Origin of the sequence: Nitrosomonas sp. Nm34, from assembly GCF_900113925.1 — a bacterium.
Classification (GTDB): domain Bacteria; phylum Pseudomonadota; class Gammaproteobacteria; order Burkholderiales; family Nitrosomonadaceae; genus Nitrosomonas.
Genome location: NZ_FORD01000027.1, coordinates 17631 through 40468, shown reverse-complemented (window position 1 = coordinate 40468; position 22838 = coordinate 17631). Strand labels below are relative to the sequence as shown.

The window sequence follows — 22838 nt, the reverse complement described above, 5'->3', positions numbered from 1 at the left end:
TGATGGCTTGTCAGGCATCAAGCACCAGCTTGGCTGTCGCGTTGAACAAATCATGGAAGTAATTGAAGCGCACATAAATCAATTCTTTGTGCAAGCTCTGCAATTAGATTACCTTACCTTGCAGCGAGAAGCCTTGGATAGGAGTGATCAGTGAAATTTTATTTGATTTTAAACCCCGAAACTTGAGACGTAAATATTCGAACATTGAGATCGTCAATGATCAATTCAATTTACTGTCGCACCTTAAGGTAAATGATATTGGCAGATCGGACAGAAATACTGGTCAATGAGATTGTATTGGTCGCGGTAAAATTCGGCGAAAAACTACCCAAATTTTGTTTCTCTGATTCTAGGTCTGTTGACATTTCACATAGGTAGCCACAGATATCCACACGCTATGGCTACCATACTCTCGTAATTTCGCTTCAGTTTGTCGTATTGCGTTGCTATTGCCCGGTACTGTTTTAGCCGGGCAATAGCATTCTCCACCCAATGCCGGTATTGATATAAACCCCAATCCATATCTGCATTACCCTTCAACGAGTTGCGCTTTCCCGGTATCACAGCCCGAGCTCCCTTCTTCGTTATCTGTTCCCGTAACTATTCGCCGTCATAGCCCTTGTCTGCAACTATTGCTTTTGCGTCAGGCAACCTGGCAATCAAATCGGGTGCGGCAGAACAGTCATTGACTTCTCCACCGGTGATTTCAAACTCAACTGGCAAGCCATAACCATCGACTGCTAAATGGATCTTGGTGGTATTGCCCGCGCGGCTTTTCCGATAGCCTGCGATGCTTGACTCGCTGCTCCCGCACTATGTTGATGCGCTTTAACATAACTGCCATCCATAAATCTCCATTCCCAATCCGGATCAACAGCCAATACTTTGAAAACATTGAGCCATTTCCTGCTCAATGACCATGCATTGAATCTTTTATAGATAGAATTCCAGCAGCCGAACACCCGGGGCAGATCGCGCCATGGACAGCCCGATACAGTATGCCTTCTACCGTCATGCGCAGATTGCGCTTGTTATCAATCGATTCTTGAAGCAGAATCTTCTCCAGCTTCGACCCGTACTCATCATTGAGCATCATTCGGGCATCGCAAACTCGTTTTGTTGGTGGTGTAGGAACCTCAATATTACGAGTTTGTTTTTATCTATGAAATACTTATCTTAAAACGTCAACAGACCCTAGAATTAACACTTATTTTTAAACTTCATCTCAGCAAGTTGACACTTCACTTTTGTAACTGCTTAATTTCCTAAGACCCTACCATAAATATTTACGCAAGCTGACATCCTAATGGGTTTACAATAAAATGCCAGAAATAAGTTTATAAGTTACCTAGTTTAATAATGTCCAGTCCTTCCGCAGAGCAAATTCTTAGTGAAGTATTCGGCTACTCGGATTTTCGGGGCGAGCAGCAAGAGATTGTCGAGCATGTTTCTTCAGGAGGAGATGCGCTAGTATTGATGCCAACCGGCGGAGGTAAATCTCTGTGCTATCAGATTCCCGCCTTACTTCGGCAAGGGGTAACTATTGTCATTTCACCACTAATCGCATTGATGCAGGATCAGGTTGAGACCCTTAAACAACTTGATGTACAAGCCGAGTTTTTAAATTCCAGTCTGGATGCTAGAGCAGCAAGGGAAGTGTCCAGCCGCTTGATGAATGGCGAACTCAAGTTGCTATATGTCGCACCTGAGCGCCTGTTAACAGAGGGTTTCCTGAATCTGTTAGAGCGCTTACAGGCGCGTGAGAGCTTGGCATTATTTGCTATTGATGAGGCCCATTGCGTCTCGCAATGGGGTCATGATTTCCGTCCGGAGTATCGTGAGTTGATAGTCTTACATCAGCGTTTTCCAAGCGTGCCGCGCATCGCATTGACAGCTACTGCTGATGCCCCAACACGTGCAGAGATTATTGATCGCTTGGCATTAGAAAATGCCCGACAGTTTATTGCTAGTTTTGACCGGCCAAATATTTGTTATCGGGTTGCCATCAAGAGCAATTCACGTCAGCAATTGCAAGCCTTTTTAGAAGCTGAACACGCCAACGATGCGGGTATTGTGTATTGCTTGTCGCGTAAAAAGGTAGAGGAAACAGCAATATGGCTGCAAGCGCGCGGCTGGAAAGCATTGCCTTATCATGCAGGTCTTGATAATGCAACGCGTAACCAATATCAACGGAGATTTCTACGTGAAGAAGGGATGATCATAGTGGCAACCGTAGCTTTTGGCATGGGGATAGATAAGCCTAACGTGCGCTTTGTGGTTCACCTGGATTTGCCTAAAAGCATGGAGAGCTATTATCAGGAAACTGGCCGTGCCGGTCGGGATGGTTTGCCCGCAACTGCATGGATGATTTATAGTTTAGGTGATGTCGTCGCTATGCGGCAGATGCTCAATTCTGGAGATGCCTCCGAAGACCGCAAGCGTATTGAGCGGCAAAAGCTGGATGCACTCCTGGGTTTTTGTGAATCCACTGCTTGCCGCCATCAGACTGTTCTGCGTTATTTTGGTGAAGTGCATCCCGGCAATTGTGGACAGTGTGATAACTGCCTCCGCCCGGCAGATACTTGGGATGCAACCGAGGCGGTGCGCATGGCTCTTTCCTGCGTCTATCGCACTGGGCAACGCTTTGGTGCTGGCCATCTGATTGATGTACTGCGCGGTAAGATGACGCCTCAAGTAGAAAGGTTCAGCCACCAGCAACTTAGTACTTTTGGTATTGGCAAAGCATTAACACAGCAACAATGGAGTAGTGTTTTCCGGCAAATCGTGGCAGGTGGCTTGCTACAGGTGGAGATGGAAGCTTATGGTGGGCTTAATTTAACGGAAGAAGCGCGCCCGATACTACGGGGTGAGAGGAAAGTATGGTTGCGCCAAGACCGGGAGATTATCAAACATACTACGAGCCATGCTGAACGTGCATCACGCACACGTGAAGCTTTTGCCGCTGCTAATGAAGATCCGCTTTGGCAAGCACTCAAAGCCATGCGCATGCAGCTTGCTCGCGAGCAAGGGGTACCGCCTTATGTTATCTTTCATGATAGTACCTTGCTTGAAATTTTCCATCAACGCCCGGGTAATCTTACTGAATTGGGGTGTATCAGTGGAGTAGGTCAAGCCAAGTTGGCGCGCTATGGTAATCAATTCCTGAAGGTAGTGGAAGAAGCGATGTGTGATGGGATTCGCTGATTTCATGGAATGGTGAATTACAGCGAGCTCTAACTTTTGTTTAGACGGAGGAATCAGTCTTAATTCCATTTTTAAATCAAAATTGACGCGGAGGCGAGCTGCAGACAATATCAATCATACGACAAGGTGAAGCCGACAAAGTCACCCATTAGCCGACCTCTGTCAATAGCCTAAATAACACCCTGCCATTAAAAATAGCATAAAAATTAACTTTCCCATTGTTGTTATGAATACCGCGCCCGTTATGTCGTTGTCTTTGGCGTCGAAGTCATACGCTCCGCACCAGTCATCCATCTGGATTAAGGTAGGAAATCTTACTCATTATCCAAGCTCTTGGTAGTTTCACTACCCCACACAATCTTCGGTCCCAAACCGTATCCAAAATATTTTCACAGAATTTATGGCTCAGCTTTGGCTGTCCAGACTTAAGATAGCTCACGGTTTAGGCGGAACCTGAACAACAATGGTCAACCGGGATATCCAATCAGTTTTGTGTGTAGACCAGACTCAGTCCTGGCTCATCCCGGTTGCCCAAACTTAACCTGGAAACATCAGTCTGGCCTCATAAGGTTATTGATGCTTAAGCATCATCCAGCTGGCTCTTGCCAGCTTGCGCGCAATCGCCCGAATAGCAATGATGCCATTCGTTCTCGCTTTCTTTCGTTCATAAAACCGTTGCGCCAGCGCTTCATAGCGCACAGCAAAATGCGATGCTTCAGAAAAGGCCCAGGAAAGATAGGAGTTGCCTGCTTTAACATTGCCTGATCCTTTCTTTTTTCCGTTGCTGGTGCGTAGGCTATCAACACAGCGACAATAGGAGGCAAACTTACCCGCACTGGCAAAACGATGGATGTCTCCTGTTTCCAGCATGATGGTCAATCCCAGTATTTTTTCGATGCCTCTGATCGTTTGCAGTATCTCAAACTCCTTGCTTAGTTTTACTGCGTGATGAGCAGATTGTTCCAACACATCGATTTCTGCTTGCATCGCATGATAGACGGCCAAACCTGACTGAACTGCCTGCAGCGTGTAGCTATCCATTTGAGGTGGCTCAAAGTCAGCTCAGCGTAACCGTTCTGACTTTACCCCAATCCCCGTGCAACGTCATATTTGACTTTTCACACTAATCAGTTGTGTACTGGCTGCTCTCACCAGTGAAAGTCGCCGCCGCAACAGGTCTCTGATCGCTCGTTGCTCTTTCGGATAGATATGCCCCGTAGGCAAAATCCCCAGTCGCAGCAAATGCGCCAGATGAAAGGCATCATGATGGTCACCGCTATATTTCAATCCATCATATTGCGTCACCGCAGCTGTATTCACTAGCTGCAGACAATAGCCATGGGCTTGCAGGCCATCGACTAACCAGTACCAGTTGAAGGTTGATTCCACCGCTATCCCTTGTAAGCTCTCCTGGTAAGACGGGAGTGCTGAAGTGTGAGCGATAAATCATTACTTAACCGCTTCTCAAACATGCCCTTGTCTTCTTCGTCAATGACTATCATTACATGATTATTTGAATGTAAATCAATTCCGCAGTAATGTTGCATCTCAGTCTCCTCATCGTTTTTGCAGCGGCTAGTTTAACAACTGGCTGCGAGGAGGCTGGCTAGAGGATTATCAGTTTTAATGTAGAAATGGAATAAAGTGTAGACAAGGCACAAGGTATAAGATCGTGCGTTATTTAGCATTTACCTTTTCGGATTTTTTGGCTTGTTTTAGCTCTGATTTCTTAACTCCTCTGATATTCATTCCTGCTAAAATTACTTGCATTGTAGCTAATGCCCAGGCTCTATTGGGAATAGCCCAGATAAACCATAGCAAGTTGCTTAGTAGAAAGAGCCAAAATCCCCAATTACGATTATCTTTCCTTTCTGCAGCTACATACCATGTTGCCGTGATTGTAATAACCATGGCGAGCCATTGAACAATATTCAGTAAATCTTCTAACGAATACATAAAATGTTTAGATATAATTTTCAGTGTGAATAAATTGCATACTATTCAAACACTTCATCGGTGGGCACACATTACCATTACCCATGGTGGTCTACGGTTTGGTGCAGCTAGGGGTCGTTTGAATAGCCAGGCAGTAGCGGGTACCATATTATTCCATTTCTACATCAAATGTGACTTTGTCGGCTTCACCTTGCCGTATTATTGATATTGTCTGCAGCTCGCCTTCGCGTCATTTTTGATTTGGAAAGGGTATTAATATTCGATGGCGCAAGCATCACCCTCAAACTAACGGGCAAATTCATAAAGGGCTAGTCAATATTTTAAGGCATGTCCTTATCCAGTTCGTGGTGGAATGTAAAATGTGAAAAATTCATCCGGCTAAATTGGGATAAAAACCGAATTTCCGGATGTAAGCAAGGCAGCAACATAAAATTCAGCAAAAAGCTCAAGTACATGACCTCTTTCCAGTTGGAAACAATTCCAACTGTGGCGAGTGATTAACCCTCAACTCAAATGCTATAAATAACTACAATGTTCGCTATCGCACCGACTTATTTGTAAATTTAAAGGAACATAACGATAAAACTTCGATTGATAAATTCTAAATCGATTTTTGAGGGAAGAAACTTATAGACATTAAATTCTTTAAGTTTCACTTTGATTGAAATAATGTTCCTTTAAGTTTTGTTCATTCTTTTAATTCTTCTGCAACCAAATTATTCATTTTATATTGCAGATGTCACTGAATAAGGAGGAATAAATCATGTTTAATTGGGCGGTTATATTTCTAATTATCGCTATTATTGCTGGCGTACTAGGTTTGACCGGAGTTGCTGGGACGTCTGCGCATATAGCATGGATTTTATTTGTAGTTGGTATTATTATCGCAATAGTTTTCTATGTAATGGGCAGACGTCCGCCCCCCGTCTAATAGCCAATATTCTTGGCTACAAAAGATAGCTAAGTTTTATTGAACCTTATGAAACTTAGCTATCAATAATTAATTAAACTTATAAGAGAAAGTTAGTGAAATATTTGCTGGGCTTCAGTTCTTCTTCCAACACTCAATTAGTGTAGTGGTGCAGAGATGTGGGCTATGTGCTCTGCCGCAGAATTGTTTCTTCTACATAGGTTTACTGGTTAGAAATAGCTCGGTTTATGATGGAGCATAGCTTATTCATTGTACGTTAATTACCCATATGGAATTAACTTAATTTCCTTGTACCGAATACCACAGCCAGCGCATCAACAGAAACCCAAATGCTCCAATCAAAACTACTACCCCAATCACTAATAAACCTATTATTCCAACAAAAAATCGGCTGTAAGTTTTAGTTTTTTGAGGTTCTTCTACATAATCATTCAGCAATTTAACGTTTCTATAATTAGCTTTCCAAATAAAGTCTGACATATCTCCTATCACAGGAAATATGCCCAAAAGAGCATCTATTGCGACATTGAACGCCATTTTCAGAAGAACAGATTTTGGGACTCCCATTTGAGCTGCCTGGGATATAATATGGCTTGAAATCAATGCGCCAAGCGCATCACCAAGTCCCGGAAATAATCCTATCAATCCATCAATGCCAAAACGTAGCTGCGTTCCTGGAATACGAAAAGAGTTATCCATCAGCCAGGCTAGTCTATTTAATTTATTTTTTAATTGTTCTCTCTGTCTTGAAACATGCTTTTGAGAAGGTGAAGTATTTTGCTGATGGGAAAAAGTGGGTTCTGCATAAGGTTCATGATCGCCCGGTCCAATATCGATATTTTTAGGCATGATTACTCCTTTATAATTTAATTTCTACCACTGTGTCGTGCAAATTACTATTTGATGGATGGGTAGTGCGGCTGGCTAATCATTAAAATGCCGGAGAAGAGTTTGTGGCAAATGGTTTTTGCAAGTTAAGTGATATTCTCTTTCCAGTAAAAGCCAATGCACGTAATGTGCGAAGCTATACATTCGATAAGCTTCTTGTTTAGTATGATTTTTCTGGTACAACCTTGATTTCTTTGTCGGTCGTGTCAGGTACGACAATGACCTTTTCCTTTTCACTTGGCGTTTGTGGTTTGCGAGTCTCGGAATGAATAGATAAGCATCCACTCAACCCTATACCCAATATGACTAGCAAAAATAAATTTAAGCTTTTCATTGAATACTCCTTCTTTTGATATGGAGCGAAACCAATAGAAAAGATAATTTATCGTTGAAAATATGTCTGTTCGTTACCGAACATAAGTTATGATTGTATGTTTTTAGATACTTATGCTTACTTAATTGCGCTTTTTGTAAGCCATTATTAGCATAGCTTAATTGACCTGGTTAATATCAACCTTAAAAAATACAGCTCTTCTGAAGATTGCCGTATTCTTTGTTTTAATGAAAAAATTCAACAGATGCTTTGTGTCTAATCCTTGTTTTATATGTGTTACTTGTTCTTGTTTTTCTTCTGTAGCTACTTTCTTGATAGATAATTGATGTAGACAGGTCAGTAATAAAATTGGATCAGTTTGCAGTCCAGAGGTTTGTTTTATTTTTGGGAGCATATTTTCTTGGCTGGTTTGATTCTTTTTTTCATAATCTTTATTGGAATATCATTTCATTTGGGTTTCTGCCGGCTATGAGTGGAAGGAAGCGCCACCATTGTGCTTGATCGACTGTTTGCTGGAGTTGCTGCAGAATAACTTCAGGTATGTTACTTCATCAGCGTAATTACCGCCAAATGGTGATGAGAGCAGCACCAATTTTATGAAACTGGCGATTCTCTAAATAAATGCCCAAGCTCCCACTCGTCTTGCTATTGATTATGAACAGGAGTCATCAATACCTTGATCAATCGCGCCCTTGGATGAGCGTCTTGCTTAATTGTGAGCGTCTATTGATTCAATCGGTTTGGTTATGCCTTTTTGGAAATCTCAAATTCCTCTACGCTGACCACCAAGGCCAAGATGAGAGCTATCAGTGGATCGATGATATGCTCCCAACCTGCTGCCAATTCCTGGCTGAACAGATCGAATTCACTCAGATTATTCTGTGCTGAAACGGCAGCAATGTTTTGCGCTGGCTCGCTTCTGTGGTAGCGTATTTTTCTTGGTGAGTGCTATAAAATTTGATATTTTCTTGTAGTTCAGTACCAATATAAATCCGATCAATTCTTTTCGACTGTGATCTCAACGCGCCTATTCTGCTGTCGACCCTGTGAATTGTCACTGCCGTCGGGATTGGTGTTCATCGCAATGGGCTTGGTTTCACCGTAGCCGTGGGTTGTAATGCTTGATTCGTCAATACCTTTATTTCTAACGAGCCAGTCTTTCACTGCCTGGGCGCGCCGGTTTGAAAGATCAAGGTTTGCTTTTTGAGAGCCTCTGGAATCGGTGTGTCCTTCAATGAGTATCTTGCCCCCGGGGAACTGCGAGATCACTGTTCCCACTTTGTCGAGAATCTGCTCCGCCTTGGAATTAATCTCGGCTTTACCGAAATCAAAAACTACGTCGCCTTCAAGTTTCATGTTGACGGTTTTTTCGGTTTCCTTTAGTTGAAGTTCCTTGCGGTCGGTTTCTTCGATTTGCAGTTGTTTGCGTTGCAGCTCGAGCTGTTTCTTCTCCAGCTCGAGCTGCTGTTTATCGAGTTGTTTCTTATCCAACTCGAGCTGCTGCCTATCAAGCTCTAGCTGCCTCTTTTGGATCTCGAGCGGGGCTTGAGTTTCTTGCGCAAGCGCTGTAGTTAAGCATGCCCACGACAGCAGAGACGTGCAGATGAATAATTCGGTAAACGGACGAAATTGTGATAGATTCATAGTTTCTAATACCCTGAATGTTATAGAATGTACAAGTTCTGGTAACCCAGAACGGCAATGTTATTCAGAACAATTTAATGCATCTTGCAGCTTATTGAAATCAAAATAAATAATTGTTCGTTATTCCCAACTCGGCTTCTAAGCAGTCATCCATTCCATGTCCGAGTTCAAAACCTTTCATTCGCTTCTCTATAATAAGTATTTACTAAAATACCATCTCTTGAAATATCTTTTTCAAGTTAATGTCATCGTTATACTCCAGTAATAATTCATGTTTCATATCTTCTTATTTAAAGAAAGCTTTAAAGCTTCATTTATGCTTATTTAGATGGAGATTGAGGCATTTGGTTTGAATTGAACAAAAATTTAGCTTTAACAGACCTCGACATAACTATCTTTTGGGTAATTATGTTATTTTAAATAGTTGATTATTTACATAAATCATTGTGCTGTGATTATTAGGTGTACTATTAACTATGATAGTTTTTTGGTTAAAGTAGGATACTCTAATCAAGGGACAAGTTGCTATAAGAATGTATCCTATAAAGAACGTATTAATAGTATGGTTGTTATAATTGAGATGCTTACGGAATGTTTTGTAGAAGTCTATTAAAAGGTAAAGAAGTGAAGCTAAAGTTGGTTAATGGAGGGGTGCTATGATGAAAATGATTATTCTGTTGGTATGTGGATTGGCGCTTATTCTCTTGTCTGGATGCGCACAAATGCGCCCGATAGCGAACACTCGGAATAATGAAGATAGCGCTGAATTACATTCCACAGACCCTAATAATCATAATACTGTAGCTAAACATTATGAAGATATGGCTAATGAGATGAAATTGAAACTGCGGGCTAAGAAGAAACCGCTCGCAGAATATGAAGAACATAGTTACTATTATAAACGAAAAGAATAAAACCTTCAGTCTCATACCACAGCTAATATCAGATATTTTGAAATTCTATCAAAGAAAATATGAAACAAGCAGCCATTCATAGAAAAATGGCACTATATGAACAAAAAGGATCTCTCAGCTTATTAATGAATGAGCAGAATAAATTCTCATAAATTTTCGATAAGGTAAATACTCATTTGGAAGAAAGCATTCATGTTCTAGCTGTTCGAGATGCTAAAAAATAGGCCGCATATCAATTACCGATACGCGGCCTTTTTAGTATTTGTTTGCAGTTTCAGTTAAGTTATTCCATTTTTTAAATCAAAAGTGACTTTGTCAGCTTCACCTTGACGTATTAATCATACTGTTTGCCGCTCGCCTTCTCGTCAATTTTGATTGGAATATGGAATTGGCCAGTACACTTTTAATTGCCGTTATCTTATTTTGTCTATTTGACGGCACACTTCAACTCATCCTGCCAATGAAGCGTTCTGCTTGCTCAAAATTCAGTGTTGGAAAAACATTCAAAAGAATTCTAAGCATGAAAATCGATTCCGATGATAGTTTGCCAATCTTTGCAGTAGACTTGTAGCGCTTGGCGCAAGTGGAAAAAATTGATGAAAGTGGTGAGCGCGGTTAGGGTGTACCCAATCGCGAGCACGTACTAAGCCACTACTGATTGATAAAGATATGCTTAAATAAAAAGAAGTTGATATAAAAAGAGAGGCACACATGCACTATATACTGGCGATGGATCAGGGCACTACGAGTTCGCGTGCGATCGTGTTCGATGGTGACGTGCGCATTCACGCTATTGCGCAGCAGGAATATCGGCAGCTGTATCCGCAGCCGGGCTGGGTCGAGCACGATCCGCAGAATATATGGCAGAGCCAGCTAGCGGTGGCGCAGCAGGCACTTGTCAAAGCAGGTATCACTGCGCGCGATGTCACGGCAATTGGCATTACGAATCAGCGCGAGACGACATTATTGTGGGATCGGCATACTGGTGAGCCAATCGGCAATGCTATTGTCTGGCAGGATCGCCGCACGGCGGATTTCTGTGCGCAATTAAAATCACAGCATGGGCAATTATTTCGCGAGCGCACGGGGTTGCTGCTTGATCCGTACTTTTCTGCAACTAAGCTCGCATGGTTGCTTAATCATTATGAGGGTGCACGCAAGCGCGCGGAAAATGGTGAGCTTGCTTTCGGCACAGTCGATACGTGGCTATTGTGGAATTTGACGCGCGGTAAAATGCACGCCACTGATGTCACGAATGCATCGCGCACACTGCTGTTCGATATTCATCGCAATCGCTGGGACGATGAATTGCTCGATGTGTTTAATATTCCTGCACAAGTATTGCCACAGGTTTATGCTTCGAGCGCTGATTATGGTTACACCGCACCCGATTTATTCGGTGCATCAATTTTGATTGGCAGCGTCGCGGGCGATCAGCAGGCCGCATTGTTTGGGCAGGCATGTCATGCGCCTGGCATGGTGAAAAATACTTACGGCACAGGCTGCTTCATGCTTATGCAAACAGGTGAACATGCCTGCGAATCGCAGCATGGTTTGCTCACAACAAGTGCGGCGCAACTTGATAAGCAACCGGTGTTTGCACTTGAAGGCAGTGTGTTTATCTGCGGTGCTGTCATTCAATGGTTGCGCGATAGTCTCAGTATTATCAAAAGTTCGGCAGAAATCGAAACGCTCGCAACATCGGTACCTGATAGCGGTGGTGTGTATTTTGTGCCCGCATTCACGGGCCTTGGTTCGCCACATTGGGACCCGCACGCACGTGGCGCGATTTTTGGTTTAACGCGTGGTACTACCCACGCACATATCGCACGCGCTGCACTCGAGGCCATCGGCTATCAATCCGCTGAGTTATTACTCGCAATGCAAAAGGACGCTGCACTTCCGATCAAAGAATTGCGCGTTGATGGCGGGGCAGCAGTGAATAATTTACTTATGCAGCATCAAGCCGATTTACTTGGCGTACCCGTCGTACGCCCACGCATTATCGAAACCACTGCGCTTGGTACTGCATATCTTGCGGGATTGACTGCAGGTATATGGAATAGCATCAAAGAAATCGCCGAGCATTGGCAGACCGATCGCATCTTCGAGCCGATGATTTCGCGTGATGAAGCAGCGCAGAGGATGTTCAATTGGAGTAGGGTAGTAAGGGCGTGTAATCCGTGGGGAAGGGATTAATATGGTGGTGCAATCGATCGCTTCACAAAACGCGGGGCCCATATACGTCTGTCTATTTCTCACCACAGAATTTAGCATACTTCAATATGAAGCGCTATTTTTCGATTAACAGACTTAAACAATAAAAAGAAAATAAATGGAATTAGAGACAATTACAACGAAAAATCGCAATAGATTCCCTACTTGATAGGACTAACTCTAATTTTTATTCCACGATTACTGCGAAAATATGTACGCTTCGGTGATATATTTTCTGTTATTTGCAATTTTTCCTCTTCGAGATATACCATGAGCAAACGATTCATTATAGCTATCCTACTCAGCGCCTCTGCAACCAGAATCCGAGGCAATAATACGGACAAAGCTCGCAGCTAGCCGGACTGTGCCCATAAAGTCGGGAAATTAAAGCGAAGAATCAGCACTGACACATATTGAATCAATCTTTTTAGTGTGAATGGTATCTCTACCTAAAATAGGAAATACCTCAAGGTCAAAGTTATTCTGGCTAACAAATAAAGGTTAACATTTCCAACTATGCCAAAATTAATAAAGGAAAAGATAAAATTTTTAAAAGGAAAAGCAGTAATAACTTGTTTATACACACGGCAGACTGGCAGCTAGGTAAACCTTTTGCCAATATTAGTGATCAGCATAAACGATCTTTAGCCCAACGGGCCCGCTTAGATGTCCTCAAACGCATTAACGATCTTGTGAAAGAATATCAAGCTAGTTTTGTTTTGGTGGCGGGGGATCTCTTTGATTCTAATACACCTGATAAGCCCACGGTGGCTGCCGCTTGTAGCGCTATTGGCCAGATGGAAGTGCCCGTGATCGTGATTCCGGGCAATCATGACCATGCAGGTGCGGGTAGTATTTGGGAGCAGGCATTTTTTTTAAGAGAACAATCAGCACTGGCTCCCAATTTACACATTCTCTTGGAGAATAAAGCGCTGGAACTGGATTATGCCGTAATTTATCCATGTCCATTAAAAAATCGATCACATGCAGATGATCCATCGGCATGGTTGCGTGACTTAGAAGTATTCCGAGCAGCTCTATCAAATAAAGCCCGTATCGTCATGGCACATGGCAGTACTCAGGTATTTCAAAGTGAAGGCGATGATGATGAAACCACTATTTTATCCTCAAATCGTATCGATATTGATCGCTTACCTATGGATGAAATTGATTATATTGCCCTTGGCGACTGGCACGGGACCAAGCAGGTTGGATTGAAAGCCTGGTACTCCGGTACACCGGAAGTTGATCGTTTTCCTAAAAGTGAAGAAAATCAACCGGGTAAAACGCTTATCGTTGAAAGCAAACGAGGAGAAAACCCGATTGTAAAAGTTGTTGCTACTGGCCACTTAAACTGGCAGGAAGCCACTTTTGAATTCAGCAACGACGACAGTATCGAGCAATTTGCCAGGCAAATGAACGATCTTCTTAGCCAGCGCGTCAATGAAGATTTATTAAAGCTGACCCTGGCTGGTTCTCTAGGAATTGCCGCAACCTCCCGGCTTGATGCATTAATCGAATCCCTTGAGGCTCGGCTTTTGCGGCTGAAACTAAAGAACCATGTAACTATTGCTCCATCAGAGGATGAACTCGACCAGCTAATGCACAGCATTTCAGATCCATTAATCTCAAGCGTTGCACAGCAACTACTCGCTCAAAATAATCAGGCGGATAGTGAGACAGCCATCATCGCGTCCTTGGCACTGAGAATGCTGCACTCGGCAGCTCCATGAGCTCTGTTCATGAAATTGATTTCGGCAACTGTTCGTAATTATCGAATACATCGTGAGACCACAATCCGGTTTGATGAACAGCGCTCATTGATTGGTGGTGTTAATGAATCTGGCAAAAGCACTTTGATTGAGGCCATACACCGCGGATTGTTCCTTAAAGCCCGTGTAACTGGCGATACGCAAAAAAGCATGATGTCGCTTCATCATGCGGGTCATCCAGAAGTGGATATTGAATTCTCAGTCGCCGGAAAAACCTTCAGAGTCAACAAACGATTCAGCGGACAAAGTGGAATTACCCAGCTTGTCGAGGTTGGCGGAAATGTCTGGCATGGTGAAGAGGCAGAATCCCAACTGAACAGCCTTCTCAAAGTGGATGATAAGGGCAGTGGGCGTGGATTAACCGAACGTATCATGCAGCAATGGGCTCATTTGTGGGTCTGGCAAGGGAGGAGCGGCAATGATCCCACCCGGGATGCAGCTTCAGAACACCATGCTATCTTGCAACGCCTGCAGCATGGAAGTAGCGCAGCCATCATGCAGTCTGATCGAGATTCCCGTATAGCTGCCTATTTTGCACGCCAATACGAGCAAATTTTTACGCAAAATGGCAAGTTCAGAGCGGGCTCGGAGGCAAATGAAGCCGAAAAAGCATGTATCGAAGCAGAAGAAAAAGAACGCATGTGTAAAGAGCGTATGCAACGGCTTGAGCAAGCAACCTTGGATTTTGAAAGTTCGGAACAAACCATTGCTGAAGCTGATGCTGAATTAAGTCAATTAGGACAGCAGAAAAAAAAGATTGAAGGTAACATCGACCAAGTCAAGCAATTACAAAGTCTAAAAAATCAGCAAATTGATACTTATACTCGTGAGGAGCAGCAGGAGAAGGAATTGCAGCAAGCTAACCAGACAATTCTGAACTTAAGAGGTGAGATCAATCAACGTACTGCCGAATTAGCGCCCAAGCGTGATAAATCAAACCGATTGCAACTAGAGCTTGCCGAACTTAAGCAGCAAGTTACCCAAGCATCCAAGAAATATCAATTGATTATCCAGAAAGCTCGCGCTATACGACAACAGCATGACTTGGCTCAGCTTTGGGTGGCTCGATTCGAATTCCAAGATCATTTCGATACACTATCTACAAAACGCCAGAAAGTAAAACAGCAACAAAATGAAATCGAGCAATATAAAGAAGCATTGAACAAATTATCCCCAATCGATGAAAACGCTTTGCAGTCCTTGCGTAAAATTCAAGAGCAATTAAGTGAAGCACAGGGGGCGTTAAAAGCAATGGCAGTCGGTATCGAAGTGATTGCGGCTGAGCATGTGATCCGCGTGGGCGAAGAAGAGGCAAAAGCTGGCAACAGCTTCCATCTCAGTGCCCCCACTGACATCTGGCTTGATAATTTAACTCATCTACGCATACAACCAGGGGGTGGGGGAAGTCTGGAAAGGACACGGCAGCAAGTACAAACCCTACAGAAACAATTGAACAGCACATTAGATAGCTACGCAATTGAGTCCCTTGAGCAGGCTACGACCATAATAGCTAAACGTAATCAGATCGAGCAAAAAATTTCCACTCTCCAGAGTACCCTGAAAATATTGAATGATGGCAAGCTGAACGAGGACTATCTCCATATTAAAGATAAGCTGAGCAAGGTAACTGCCGAAATAAACCGACGCGCCGAACAACTGCCTGAATATATTGCGCCTGCAACGCGGTCGGAAGCTGCTGATTATTTTGATAACCTGCGGCATAAACTACAACAGGCTGATACGGAAGAATTCGAAATAAAAGCAGAGCATGACATACTGGCAAAACAATTTCACCAAGCTGAGTTGGACTTTCAGGCAGTCATTAGCGATCTTACGACAAATGACCAGCAGATTACCGAGAAACAAGCCAGACTGAATTTAGCGTTGGAAATGTATGGTGATGATGCCCATCGTGCAAAACTGTTGCAACAGATCCAATACGCTAAACAACAAACCAAAGTACGTCTTGAGCAAACCTGCCAAGCTCTGGAAGCTTTGCAACCGGAGCAACTTGAGCGAGACCAAATGCGTATCGAACGCGCATTAGCCATGCAGGAACAAAGCCGGCAAGCAGCTATCGTGCAACGTGCTGTTAGTCAGGCTGCATTACGTTTGGATGGTTCTGAAGATCCCCAGGCAGCCTGGTCTATGGCACATGCACGATTGCAAAATGCGCGCGAGCACTTTACACATGTCAAACGTAAGGCCGAAGCTATCAAACTGCTGCATCAATTGTTTCAGCAACAGCAAAAACAACTTTCTGATCGATTCAGTCAACCCCTTGCAGACAAAATTTCAGCTTATCTACAAGGATTATATGGCGCCGGAACCAAGGTTTCGATCACCATGGATGAGGGTAAATTCCGTGACATTCAGGTTGTTCGACCAAGTGATACTGTTTCTCTATCTTTCGATAGTCTCAGTGGTGGTACCCGAGAACAAGTCGCTGCTGCAATGCGCTTAGCCATGGCCGAACTTTTGGCTGCTGACCACGATGGCAAGTTACCGATTGTGTTTGATGATGCCTTTGCTTATTCTGATCCGGAGCGTGTCAGAAGACTTCAGCGTATGCTGGATTTGGCTGCTGAACGCGGATTGCAAGTCATCATACTGAGCTGCAATCCGGCTGACTATGCCGGTTTGGGTGCTCAATTAACTCGGCTAGATGAATGCTCCTCAACGTAGTTAAATAATTATATTGATTCCATCAAATAGTGATTACTAAATCATACCCACTTTTTGCAAGTAATAATTCAGTCATTGGGTGCATCTACAATAAGGTCGCCTTCCACTGATTTCACGCCGTCCTGACTTTGGGCAACCTCGATAGCTTTGTCAATAATTTGCTGGGAATCCACTGTACCGCTCAGCTGTACTACGCCATCAACCGTAGTCACTTTAATATCAGTTACCTTCAGCAGGGAGTCATTTAAAATGGCTGCCTTAACTTTCACGGTAATAAACGAATCATCGAGGTACTGAGCACCTTTTTCAGTTTTCTCGACTATTGTCTCTTTTACCTCCTCAAGTTTACCGTTTGTTTCTTCTGTTCCTTGCTCAATCTTCTGCTCAGTATTCTCAGGTACATATACAATAAGGGTGCTTTGCACAGATTTCACGCCATCCTGATTTTTAGCTATCTCGATCGCTCTGTCGATGCTTTGCTGGGAATCCACTGTGCCACTCAGCTGTACTATGCCATCAACCGTAGTTACTTTAATATCAGTTACCTTCAGCAGGGAGTCATTTAAAATGGCTGCCTTAACTTTCATGGTAATAAACGAATCATCGAGGTACTGAGCACTTTCTTCAGTTTTCTCAACTATTGTCTCTTTTATCTCCTCAAGTTTACTTTCTGTTTTTTCTGTTCCCTGTTCAACCTTTTGTTCAGTATGCTCAGCTGAACGATCTATCTCTTTTCCAGTTTTTTCTGTTGAGCCTTCTTTTTGACAACTAGCCAATCCTAGGATTGCAAATAAGCTAATGATCATAGAAAGTTTTTTAGTTGAAATAGCTAACCTATACTCATGCGTTAATTTCATAGCTTCTTCCTTAAGTTGATAATTTGTTTCCAAAAAAATATATCGCTCCTGTATAAGCACCCAATACTCAAATGTGTAATAAATAAGATGGTAGAGAAAAGAATCTCGCAAATTAAATTCAGCACATTTAAATTTTGATCAAACTATGACAGGAGTGACAGTGCCAAGCACAGTTTCTCACTATTAACTTAGATAAGACCTTCAAAAAATAAATTGAACTGCATTACATATAGCGAATACAACCTATCTCTAAGTTGATTATGTGAGGAAGTAGATAAGCACTAAATTTCTACATAATAAAATTAGACGGGTGGTGGACGTCTTCCTATTAACCAGAAGATGATGGCAAGAACAATTCCAACTACAAACAAAATCCAGGCCATATCCATCGCCATCCCCATTACCCCGGTCGCCCCTAAAATAGCTGCAATTATTGCGATAACTAAAAAAACAACTGCGAGGTTTAACATGGTAATTCTCCTTACTTTTAGTTCCAAATTAGATGTAGCAACACATAATTAAATATATGATCATATTGGATGATGATTCAAAACGTAGCGGTATAATTCGTTGATAAAGATAGAACTCACCAAATTAATTACCGGATAAGAAAAAAAATCTCATACCTAAGGTAATTTATAGAAAATGAGCATTTATTAAATAATGCTCGTGCTCTTCTTGCTATTCCTCATAGGTAAGCGAGAAATCGAAAATGGGTAATCTATTTTGATTCTGGTGAGTAAGCAGTACACCAGCCTTGAGGACTGATACTGCCTTCTACTACTTTACATTCGCCATCAGCCTCAGGCGTTTTACCAGGAATGAACTGTATGCAATTACTGCATTTCTCATTTCCATTCGGCTTATCTTGATACTTCATTAATTCTTTCGCTGCTTTTGCTGCTTCTGCTTTATCAATTAAGGTGCCCATTAAAGGAAGAGTGGCACCAAACGCTATAATCTTTATTACCTGACGACGGGAGAACTTCTTTTGATCATACTTCATGGTCTCTCCTCAGATTTGTTTTATTTAATTCAATAGCTAATATTGAGAATATCTTACTCTTTGCGATACAACGTTTTCGGATTAAGCGAGGGATTTTAGATAGCTATACTTTTAATCTAAGACGCGTTAGTGCGCATCTTATCTATAAATATAAAAGCAACGATAACACAACACACTGCGTGAACGTAATGCGTGAACGTGATCTATAAAATGGAATCGCCAATATCTGCTCTCCCATTTATGTATATCCATAATTTTCAAAACTGATTCAGCTTTATTTAATAGTGATGTTAAGAGATAACAAATAGAGGAGCAATAATGCATTTGTATACAATTTGTATTCTTCGGGCTAGGAAGATTAAAAGTAGCTGCTTGTCTTCTCAGTTACCAGCCGATCGGGTTAATCGACGGTTTTTTGTATTGCGACTTAACCAGCTATGGATAACAGATGTTAGTGTAACGCTGCAAGTGGCGTGAGAGATGGAGATGTTTAACCTTATAATAGGCTCGCAGATGCAGGTTGCATACCAACATAATTGGCACTGGTGACGCAACACCTGGGTACACGGCGATAGATTCGTACTGTTGAATTGGTTCAGTCACTATTGATTGCTGGAGCCGATTGGTTATATCCCAACGGCAGAGTTGAAAAAACGTATTGCTGCGCAAAAAAAGTATCAGGTATTGTAACTTGGTCCAAGTTATTAAGTTTTTAGAAAAACCTTGGACGGTTTATATTGACTAAAACTTATTATTAGGGAATCTGAGATCAGGCCAGAAGACGAATACGTCTTGTCATGCAATCTTAATTTATTTGAGGAGAAATGTATGCTTGTAACATTTTCAACTGATGCTTATGCCGACATCACTATGTTTGGTGATATTGCCTTTACCATGCTCGAAATGATGGGCCATAGCAAGACTGTTCCCGGCGCTATTTTGGCAGAAGATGTTCCTGAGGCGCTAAATCGATTAAAAGCCGCTATTGACGCAGAAAAAGCTTCGCCACCAGTTGAAGACCAGGATGAAGATGAGCCGGTTGTGAATTTAGCTGATAGAGCATTGCCGTTGATCGATCTACTTACTGCCGCAGCAAAAGCTGAGTCTAACGTAATGTGGAAATAAATGTTTATATCTTCATTATCTGATAGTGATAATGATTTTGTTATAACTAATGAATGACAAGGCTTAGAATCTAGAATTTTTAAGACAAATTGACGGGATAATTTTGGAAGGGGATTTTAAAATCCTTTCTGTAATTTTTGCTGCCAAATTTCCTTAAATAAAAAATTAAATTAATTTGGTTATTTATTAGGCCGCTTGGACGGGTATTTATAGGGCACTCAAAGATAAAAAATCCACAAAAATGCAACAAACAAGAATGGATAGATATTTATTTTTCCTATCTCTTTTCATTTGCCGAAGACCAGTGGATAAACTCGGTCTATTGCTTTTTCCTTACAGGAGATCTTAGGCATGAGCATAAAAGCTTATATTGCTTCGTGTGGCTTATTTGTTAGTGGTAATCATCCTGCTGCCAGTTTCTTTGTTCCAAATATTTCCATTTACTATATAGACATACCCAATTTACTGAAATCACTTGACTGCGGCAGCTCAGACATTACGCATTCACGTCATTGTTAACCCAGATGACGGGATAGGAATACGCGTTGGCTCCAGTTTTGTTAACTCCATACTAGTTAATTGTTCAGTTTGGCATAAGATATGTATTTTTGTACGAGTGCCGTACATGCCAGGGTTAAATCCGCGAGAGAGTCGCATTCTACGATCTGACCAACCGGCCCCAAGAAGCCAACCGTTACCGAGAATAAAAAATATGAAGACATAAAGGCTCAAAAATCGGCACGAAGACCAATAGATGGTCAGATAAATTTGCGGTAACCCTGAACAACTATTTGCAGGCCGTTTATTTACGAGAGCTCTGCGCTCGTGCTGCACCGATGGCGGTATGAACATCCTTTTTCTCTTCAGGTGGAGGCAGGACAGCTTTCATGCCCAGAGAACTGATCCATAGCTCACGACACCAACCCATAGTGTGATAAAGGTGCTCATCTTCTTCATCTTCTACCTGGTCATATGCGTTTTTGAGCACCTTGGCCTCAGTACTTTTTGCTTTTTTTGCAACCTCACCAATGAGCTTCCAATTCTGGTGGTCTTTGGTCTCCGCCATAACTACGCATTCACAGGCAACAAGCTCAGCAGCTTTAGGATCACCTGCTTCAAGAGCCATTTTCATGGCCTTTACCAGCGATTCACCAATATGGCGAACCACTTTTCGTCCCGGTGTTTCCTCATCAGAATCCAGACCCAGCTCCTGGAAAACATCCAGCAGGGTTTGATAGTGTTTTTTTGTTTGTTCCAGGTACTCTTCCCATTCCTCCTTTAGATCTTCTTCTACCGCGCAACGAAGCGCCATTTGATAGACTTCGATACCGCCTTTCTCTGTTTCCAAAGCCTGGTACAAGAGTTCGTTTTTCTGGTCTTCTTTCATTGAAATGCCTCCTTGTAAAGATAGCCCTTCTGTTAACCATAATATCTGTTGCTATACTTAATGGCTGATGAGGTTCTATCCAACTGCCATCGTAAGTACCATAGATCATTTGCTAATGATTATGGTGAGGTTTGGTGGTAGTAGTTGACTACTTATGATTGCTCCTCATAATTCTGCCCATTGCTAACGACTTGATTGGCTAGTGAATTGATCAGTAAGCTGTTTATCTATCGAATATGTTTTACGTGAATAAAATTTAAGATCCTGATCTTGATTACAATTTGTTTCACTATATGAACCAAAGTTCCCTTGAGGATGACAATATGTACAACACTCAAAAGGCCAAATATTTGCCATCCTATTTTCTTTGGGTACTCAATCCACTTTATACAGAATGATGGACTTCTATTTTAGTTAAACTCACTTTTTATTGTTATTTGCAACATGAATATCTACTTCATGCGCCATGGGCGTACTAATTATAATGATCTTGGTTTGTGTAACGATGATCCCAGCCGGGATGTTCATTTAACAGTAACGGGTATGGAACAGGCAGAATCGGCAGCTTTGGCGCTGCGTGATGTAGCATTTGAGCGTATTATTGTTTCGCCCCTGCCACGGACGTACCAAACGGCGGAGATAATAAACTGTTACCACGCAGTACCAATTGAGGTGCATCCGGACCTTGCTGACATTCGTTCAGGATTCGATGGGATGCCAGTATCTGATTATTTCGTGGCGATTAGCCATGATCCGTTACGAATGCGCGTGAATGGTGGCGAGTCATTGCTGGATCATAAGCAACGTGTGTTGCGATTTATTGATTGGTTAAAAGAGCAGAATAATAAAACACTGCTGGTAATTGCTCATGAAGAAACCATGCGGGTATTTGTTGCTTATTTTGAGGGAGGCGTGGAAGATGATCAACTGAGGGATATTCTTGTGGGTAATTGTGAGTATAAGTACTATGCGTTGAATTTTGCTTAGATTTAATCAGAGTTTATATCTAAAATTAACTCATCAAAGTGAGCTTGATAATGATTCCCTCAGATTGAGATATCTTTGCATATTCTCTCATTTGGAGTTAAAGATACTAAGCAAACAGCTCATCCTATTGAAAACCAAATGGTATAGAACGTGGGTATATAGAACATGAAAATTGTGACTTATTAGCAATAGTACTACTAAGATGGAGAATACTATAATTTTATTATCCACAATTTTCGTGAATAAACTTGTGAATAACTGCTTTATGTCGAGCAAGGATAAGGGTTATTTCGCGTGCTTTAAAAAGATGCTAAAGCTTTCTCAATATTATTAGCCGATAATCGGATCGATATATATATATATGTATAAGATACGAAATGACTATTCTCGTATCCCTTCTAACTCGGTGAGTTATATGCATTGCTCCCTGGGTTATTTTTCTAGCTTATCCTTAAAAATAATCATAATCATAATCATAATCATAATCTTATCTGCCTGCTTCATTCGTCTGCTTGGCTCTCAGAATTCTGTGCCTTTGCCTTTCAGTAATATCACCTTCCAATGTAAGTTTCTTACGTAAGACGCTAAGCTGATGCTTAAAGCGCATGAAGGGCGTTGCAAATTGTTGATTTTGCAGTATCAGCGGTAGCGCTAGATTATTTTTTAAATTTATTAAGGTAGGGATCAAAGACGTATCGGGAAACTGGGAAAATAACCTGATTTACCGATGATAAAGTTTATTTTTTTAAATTTAAAAACAACTTGCATTTTGTCTTATAAAGCAGAAGCCTTTGCACTTTACTTTACTGTACGTGATTCTGCTATCTCTAAATATGCTAATTTTCTCATTGCTGCTGTGGTTGCTTATGCGTTCAGCCTAATGGATCTAATTTCAGATTTATTCTGATTTTTGGTATCTGGATGATCATAT

The 22838-nt window shown here is 41.9% G+C and carries 19 protein-coding genes and 1 pseudogene; 8 read left to right on the top strand and 12 right to left on the bottom strand.

The window, feature by feature from the left end; all coding sequences use genetic code 11:
* Positions 1 to 366: 366 nt before the first annotated feature.
* A pseudogene (locus tag BM283_RS11150) lies at positions 367 to 1093 on the bottom strand (IS5 family transposase).
* 266 nt (positions 1094 to 1359) lie between these two features.
* Here BM283_RS11150 and recQ point away from each other — a divergent pair.
* Complete coding sequence (recQ, locus tag BM283_RS11145) at positions 1360 to 3204, top strand: DNA helicase RecQ (protein ID WP_090693076.1); 1845 nt, start codon at positions 1360 to 1362, stop codon at positions 3202 to 3204.
* Between the two features lie 570 nt (positions 3205 to 3774).
* Here the strand turns inward: recQ and BM283_RS19470 are convergent.
* The 4 genes from BM283_RS19470 to BM283_RS11135 form a co-directional block, all read right to left on the bottom strand.
* Complete coding sequence (locus BM283_RS19470; RefSeq protein WP_217646503.1) at positions 3775 to 4245, bottom strand: transposase; 471 nt, start codon at positions 4243 to 4245, stop codon at positions 3775 to 3777.
* Between the two features lie 63 nt (positions 4246 to 4308).
* Positions 4309 to 4593, bottom strand: a complete 285-nt coding sequence (locus BM283_RS19465; RefSeq protein WP_217646502.1) for an IS110 family transposase — start codon at positions 4591 to 4593, stop codon at positions 4309 to 4311.
* Between the two features lie 2 nt (positions 4594 to 4595).
* Positions 4596 to 4751 (bottom strand): hypothetical protein, encoded by a 156-nt coding sequence (locus tag BM283_RS19460; protein WP_217646501.1) that lies wholly within the window; start codon positions 4749 to 4751, stop codon positions 4596 to 4598.
* A gap of 130 nt (positions 4752 to 4881) precedes the next feature.
* Complete coding sequence (locus BM283_RS11135) at positions 4882 to 5160, bottom strand: hypothetical protein (protein WP_090693075.1); 279 nt, start codon at positions 5158 to 5160, stop codon at positions 4882 to 4884.
* A gap of 763 nt (positions 5161 to 5923) precedes the next feature.
* Between BM283_RS11135 and BM283_RS11130 the strand changes: the two genes are divergently transcribed.
* Positions 5924 to 6091 carry a DUF1328 domain-containing protein gene (locus BM283_RS11130; protein WP_090693073.1) on the top strand — a complete coding sequence of 56 codons (168 nt, stop codon included), beginning with the start codon at positions 5924 to 5926 and terminating at the stop codon, positions 6089 to 6091.
* Positions 6092 to 6370: 279 nt separating this feature from the next.
* Here the strand turns inward: BM283_RS11130 and BM283_RS11125 are convergent, their stop codons facing one another.
* The 3 genes from BM283_RS11125 to BM283_RS11110 all read right to left on the bottom strand — a co-directional run bounded on the left by BM283_RS11125 (position 6371) and on the right by BM283_RS11110 (position 8957).
* Positions 6371 to 6940 (bottom strand): DUF4112 domain-containing protein, encoded by a 570-nt coding sequence (locus tag BM283_RS11125; protein WP_090693070.1) that lies wholly within the window; start codon positions 6938 to 6940, stop codon positions 6371 to 6373.
* A gap of 199 nt (positions 6941 to 7139) precedes the next feature.
* A complete protein-coding gene (locus BM283_RS18870) occupies positions 7140 to 7313 on the bottom strand; it encodes a hypothetical protein (protein ID WP_175492107.1) in 174 nt (57 codons plus the stop codon).
* A 996-nt stretch (positions 7314 to 8309) separates the two neighbouring features.
* Entirely contained in the window at positions 8310 to 8957 is a 648-nt protein-coding gene (locus BM283_RS11110; protein WP_090693063.1) for an OmpA family protein, read from the bottom strand.
* A gap of 656 nt (positions 8958 to 9613) precedes the next feature.
* Here BM283_RS11110 and BM283_RS11105 point away from each other — a divergent pair.
* From BM283_RS11105 to BM283_RS11090, 4 genes are all read left to right on the top strand, one after another.
* On the top strand, positions 9614 to 9871 hold the full coding sequence (locus BM283_RS11105; RefSeq protein ID WP_090693062.1) for a hypothetical protein: 258 nt from the start codon (positions 9614 to 9616) through the stop codon (positions 9869 to 9871).
* Between the two features lie 711 nt (positions 9872 to 10582).
* The gene (gene glpK, locus BM283_RS11100) at positions 10583 to 12070 is read left to right on the top strand and encodes a glycerol kinase GlpK (RefSeq protein ID WP_090693061.1); all 1488 of its coding nucleotides are present in this window, start codon (positions 10583 to 10585) and stop codon (positions 12068 to 12070) included.
* A gap of 590 nt (positions 12071 to 12660) precedes the next feature.
* A complete protein-coding gene (locus BM283_RS11095; RefSeq protein ID WP_090693058.1) occupies positions 12661 to 13821 on the top strand; it encodes a metallophosphoesterase family protein in 1161 nt (386 codons plus the stop codon).
* Between the two features lie 9 nt (positions 13822 to 13830).
* Positions 13831 to 16545, top strand: coding sequence for an AAA family ATPase (locus tag BM283_RS11090; RefSeq protein ID WP_090693056.1), 2715 nt, complete (start codon positions 13831 to 13833; stop codon positions 16543 to 16545).
* A 68-nt stretch (positions 16546 to 16613) separates the two neighbouring features.
* Here the strand turns inward: BM283_RS11090 and BM283_RS18865 are convergent, their stop codons facing one another.
* From BM283_RS18865 to BM283_RS11075, 3 genes are all read right to left on the bottom strand, one after another.
* Positions 16614 to 17435, bottom strand: a complete 822-nt coding sequence (locus BM283_RS18865; protein ID WP_175492106.1) for a BON domain-containing protein — start codon at positions 17433 to 17435, stop codon at positions 16614 to 16616.
* A 269-nt stretch (positions 17436 to 17704) separates the two neighbouring features.
* Positions 17705 to 17872 carry a DUF1328 domain-containing protein gene (locus BM283_RS11080; protein WP_046849324.1) on the bottom strand — a complete coding sequence of 56 codons (168 nt, stop codon included), beginning with the start codon at positions 17870 to 17872 and terminating at the stop codon, positions 17705 to 17707.
* A gap of 251 nt (positions 17873 to 18123) precedes the next feature.
* On the bottom strand, positions 18124 to 18408 hold the full coding sequence (locus BM283_RS11075) for a high-potential iron-sulfur protein (RefSeq protein WP_046849323.1): 285 nt from the start codon (positions 18406 to 18408) through the stop codon (positions 18124 to 18126).
* An 828-nt stretch (positions 18409 to 19236) separates the two neighbouring features.
* Between BM283_RS11075 and BM283_RS11070 the strand changes: the two genes are divergently transcribed.
* Positions 19237 to 19533: a DUF1840 domain-containing protein gene (locus BM283_RS11070; RefSeq protein WP_074668067.1), complete on the top strand. Its 297-nt coding sequence runs from the start codon at positions 19237 to 19239 to the stop codon at positions 19531 to 19533.
* 802 nt (positions 19534 to 20335) lie between these two features.
* Here the strand turns inward: BM283_RS11070 and BM283_RS11065 are convergent.
* Positions 20336 to 20920 carry a hypothetical protein gene (locus tag BM283_RS11065; RefSeq protein ID WP_090693053.1) on the bottom strand — a complete coding sequence of 195 codons (585 nt, stop codon included), beginning with the start codon at positions 20918 to 20920 and terminating at the stop codon, positions 20336 to 20338.
* Between the two features lie 444 nt (positions 20921 to 21364).
* On the opposite strand from BM283_RS11065, the gene BM283_RS11060 reads away from it, so the two are divergent.
* Positions 21365 to 21907 carry a histidine phosphatase family protein gene (locus BM283_RS11060; protein ID WP_090693051.1) on the top strand — a complete coding sequence of 181 codons (543 nt, stop codon included), beginning with the start codon at positions 21365 to 21367 and terminating at the stop codon, positions 21905 to 21907.
* Positions 21908 to 22838: the final 931 nt, after the last annotated feature.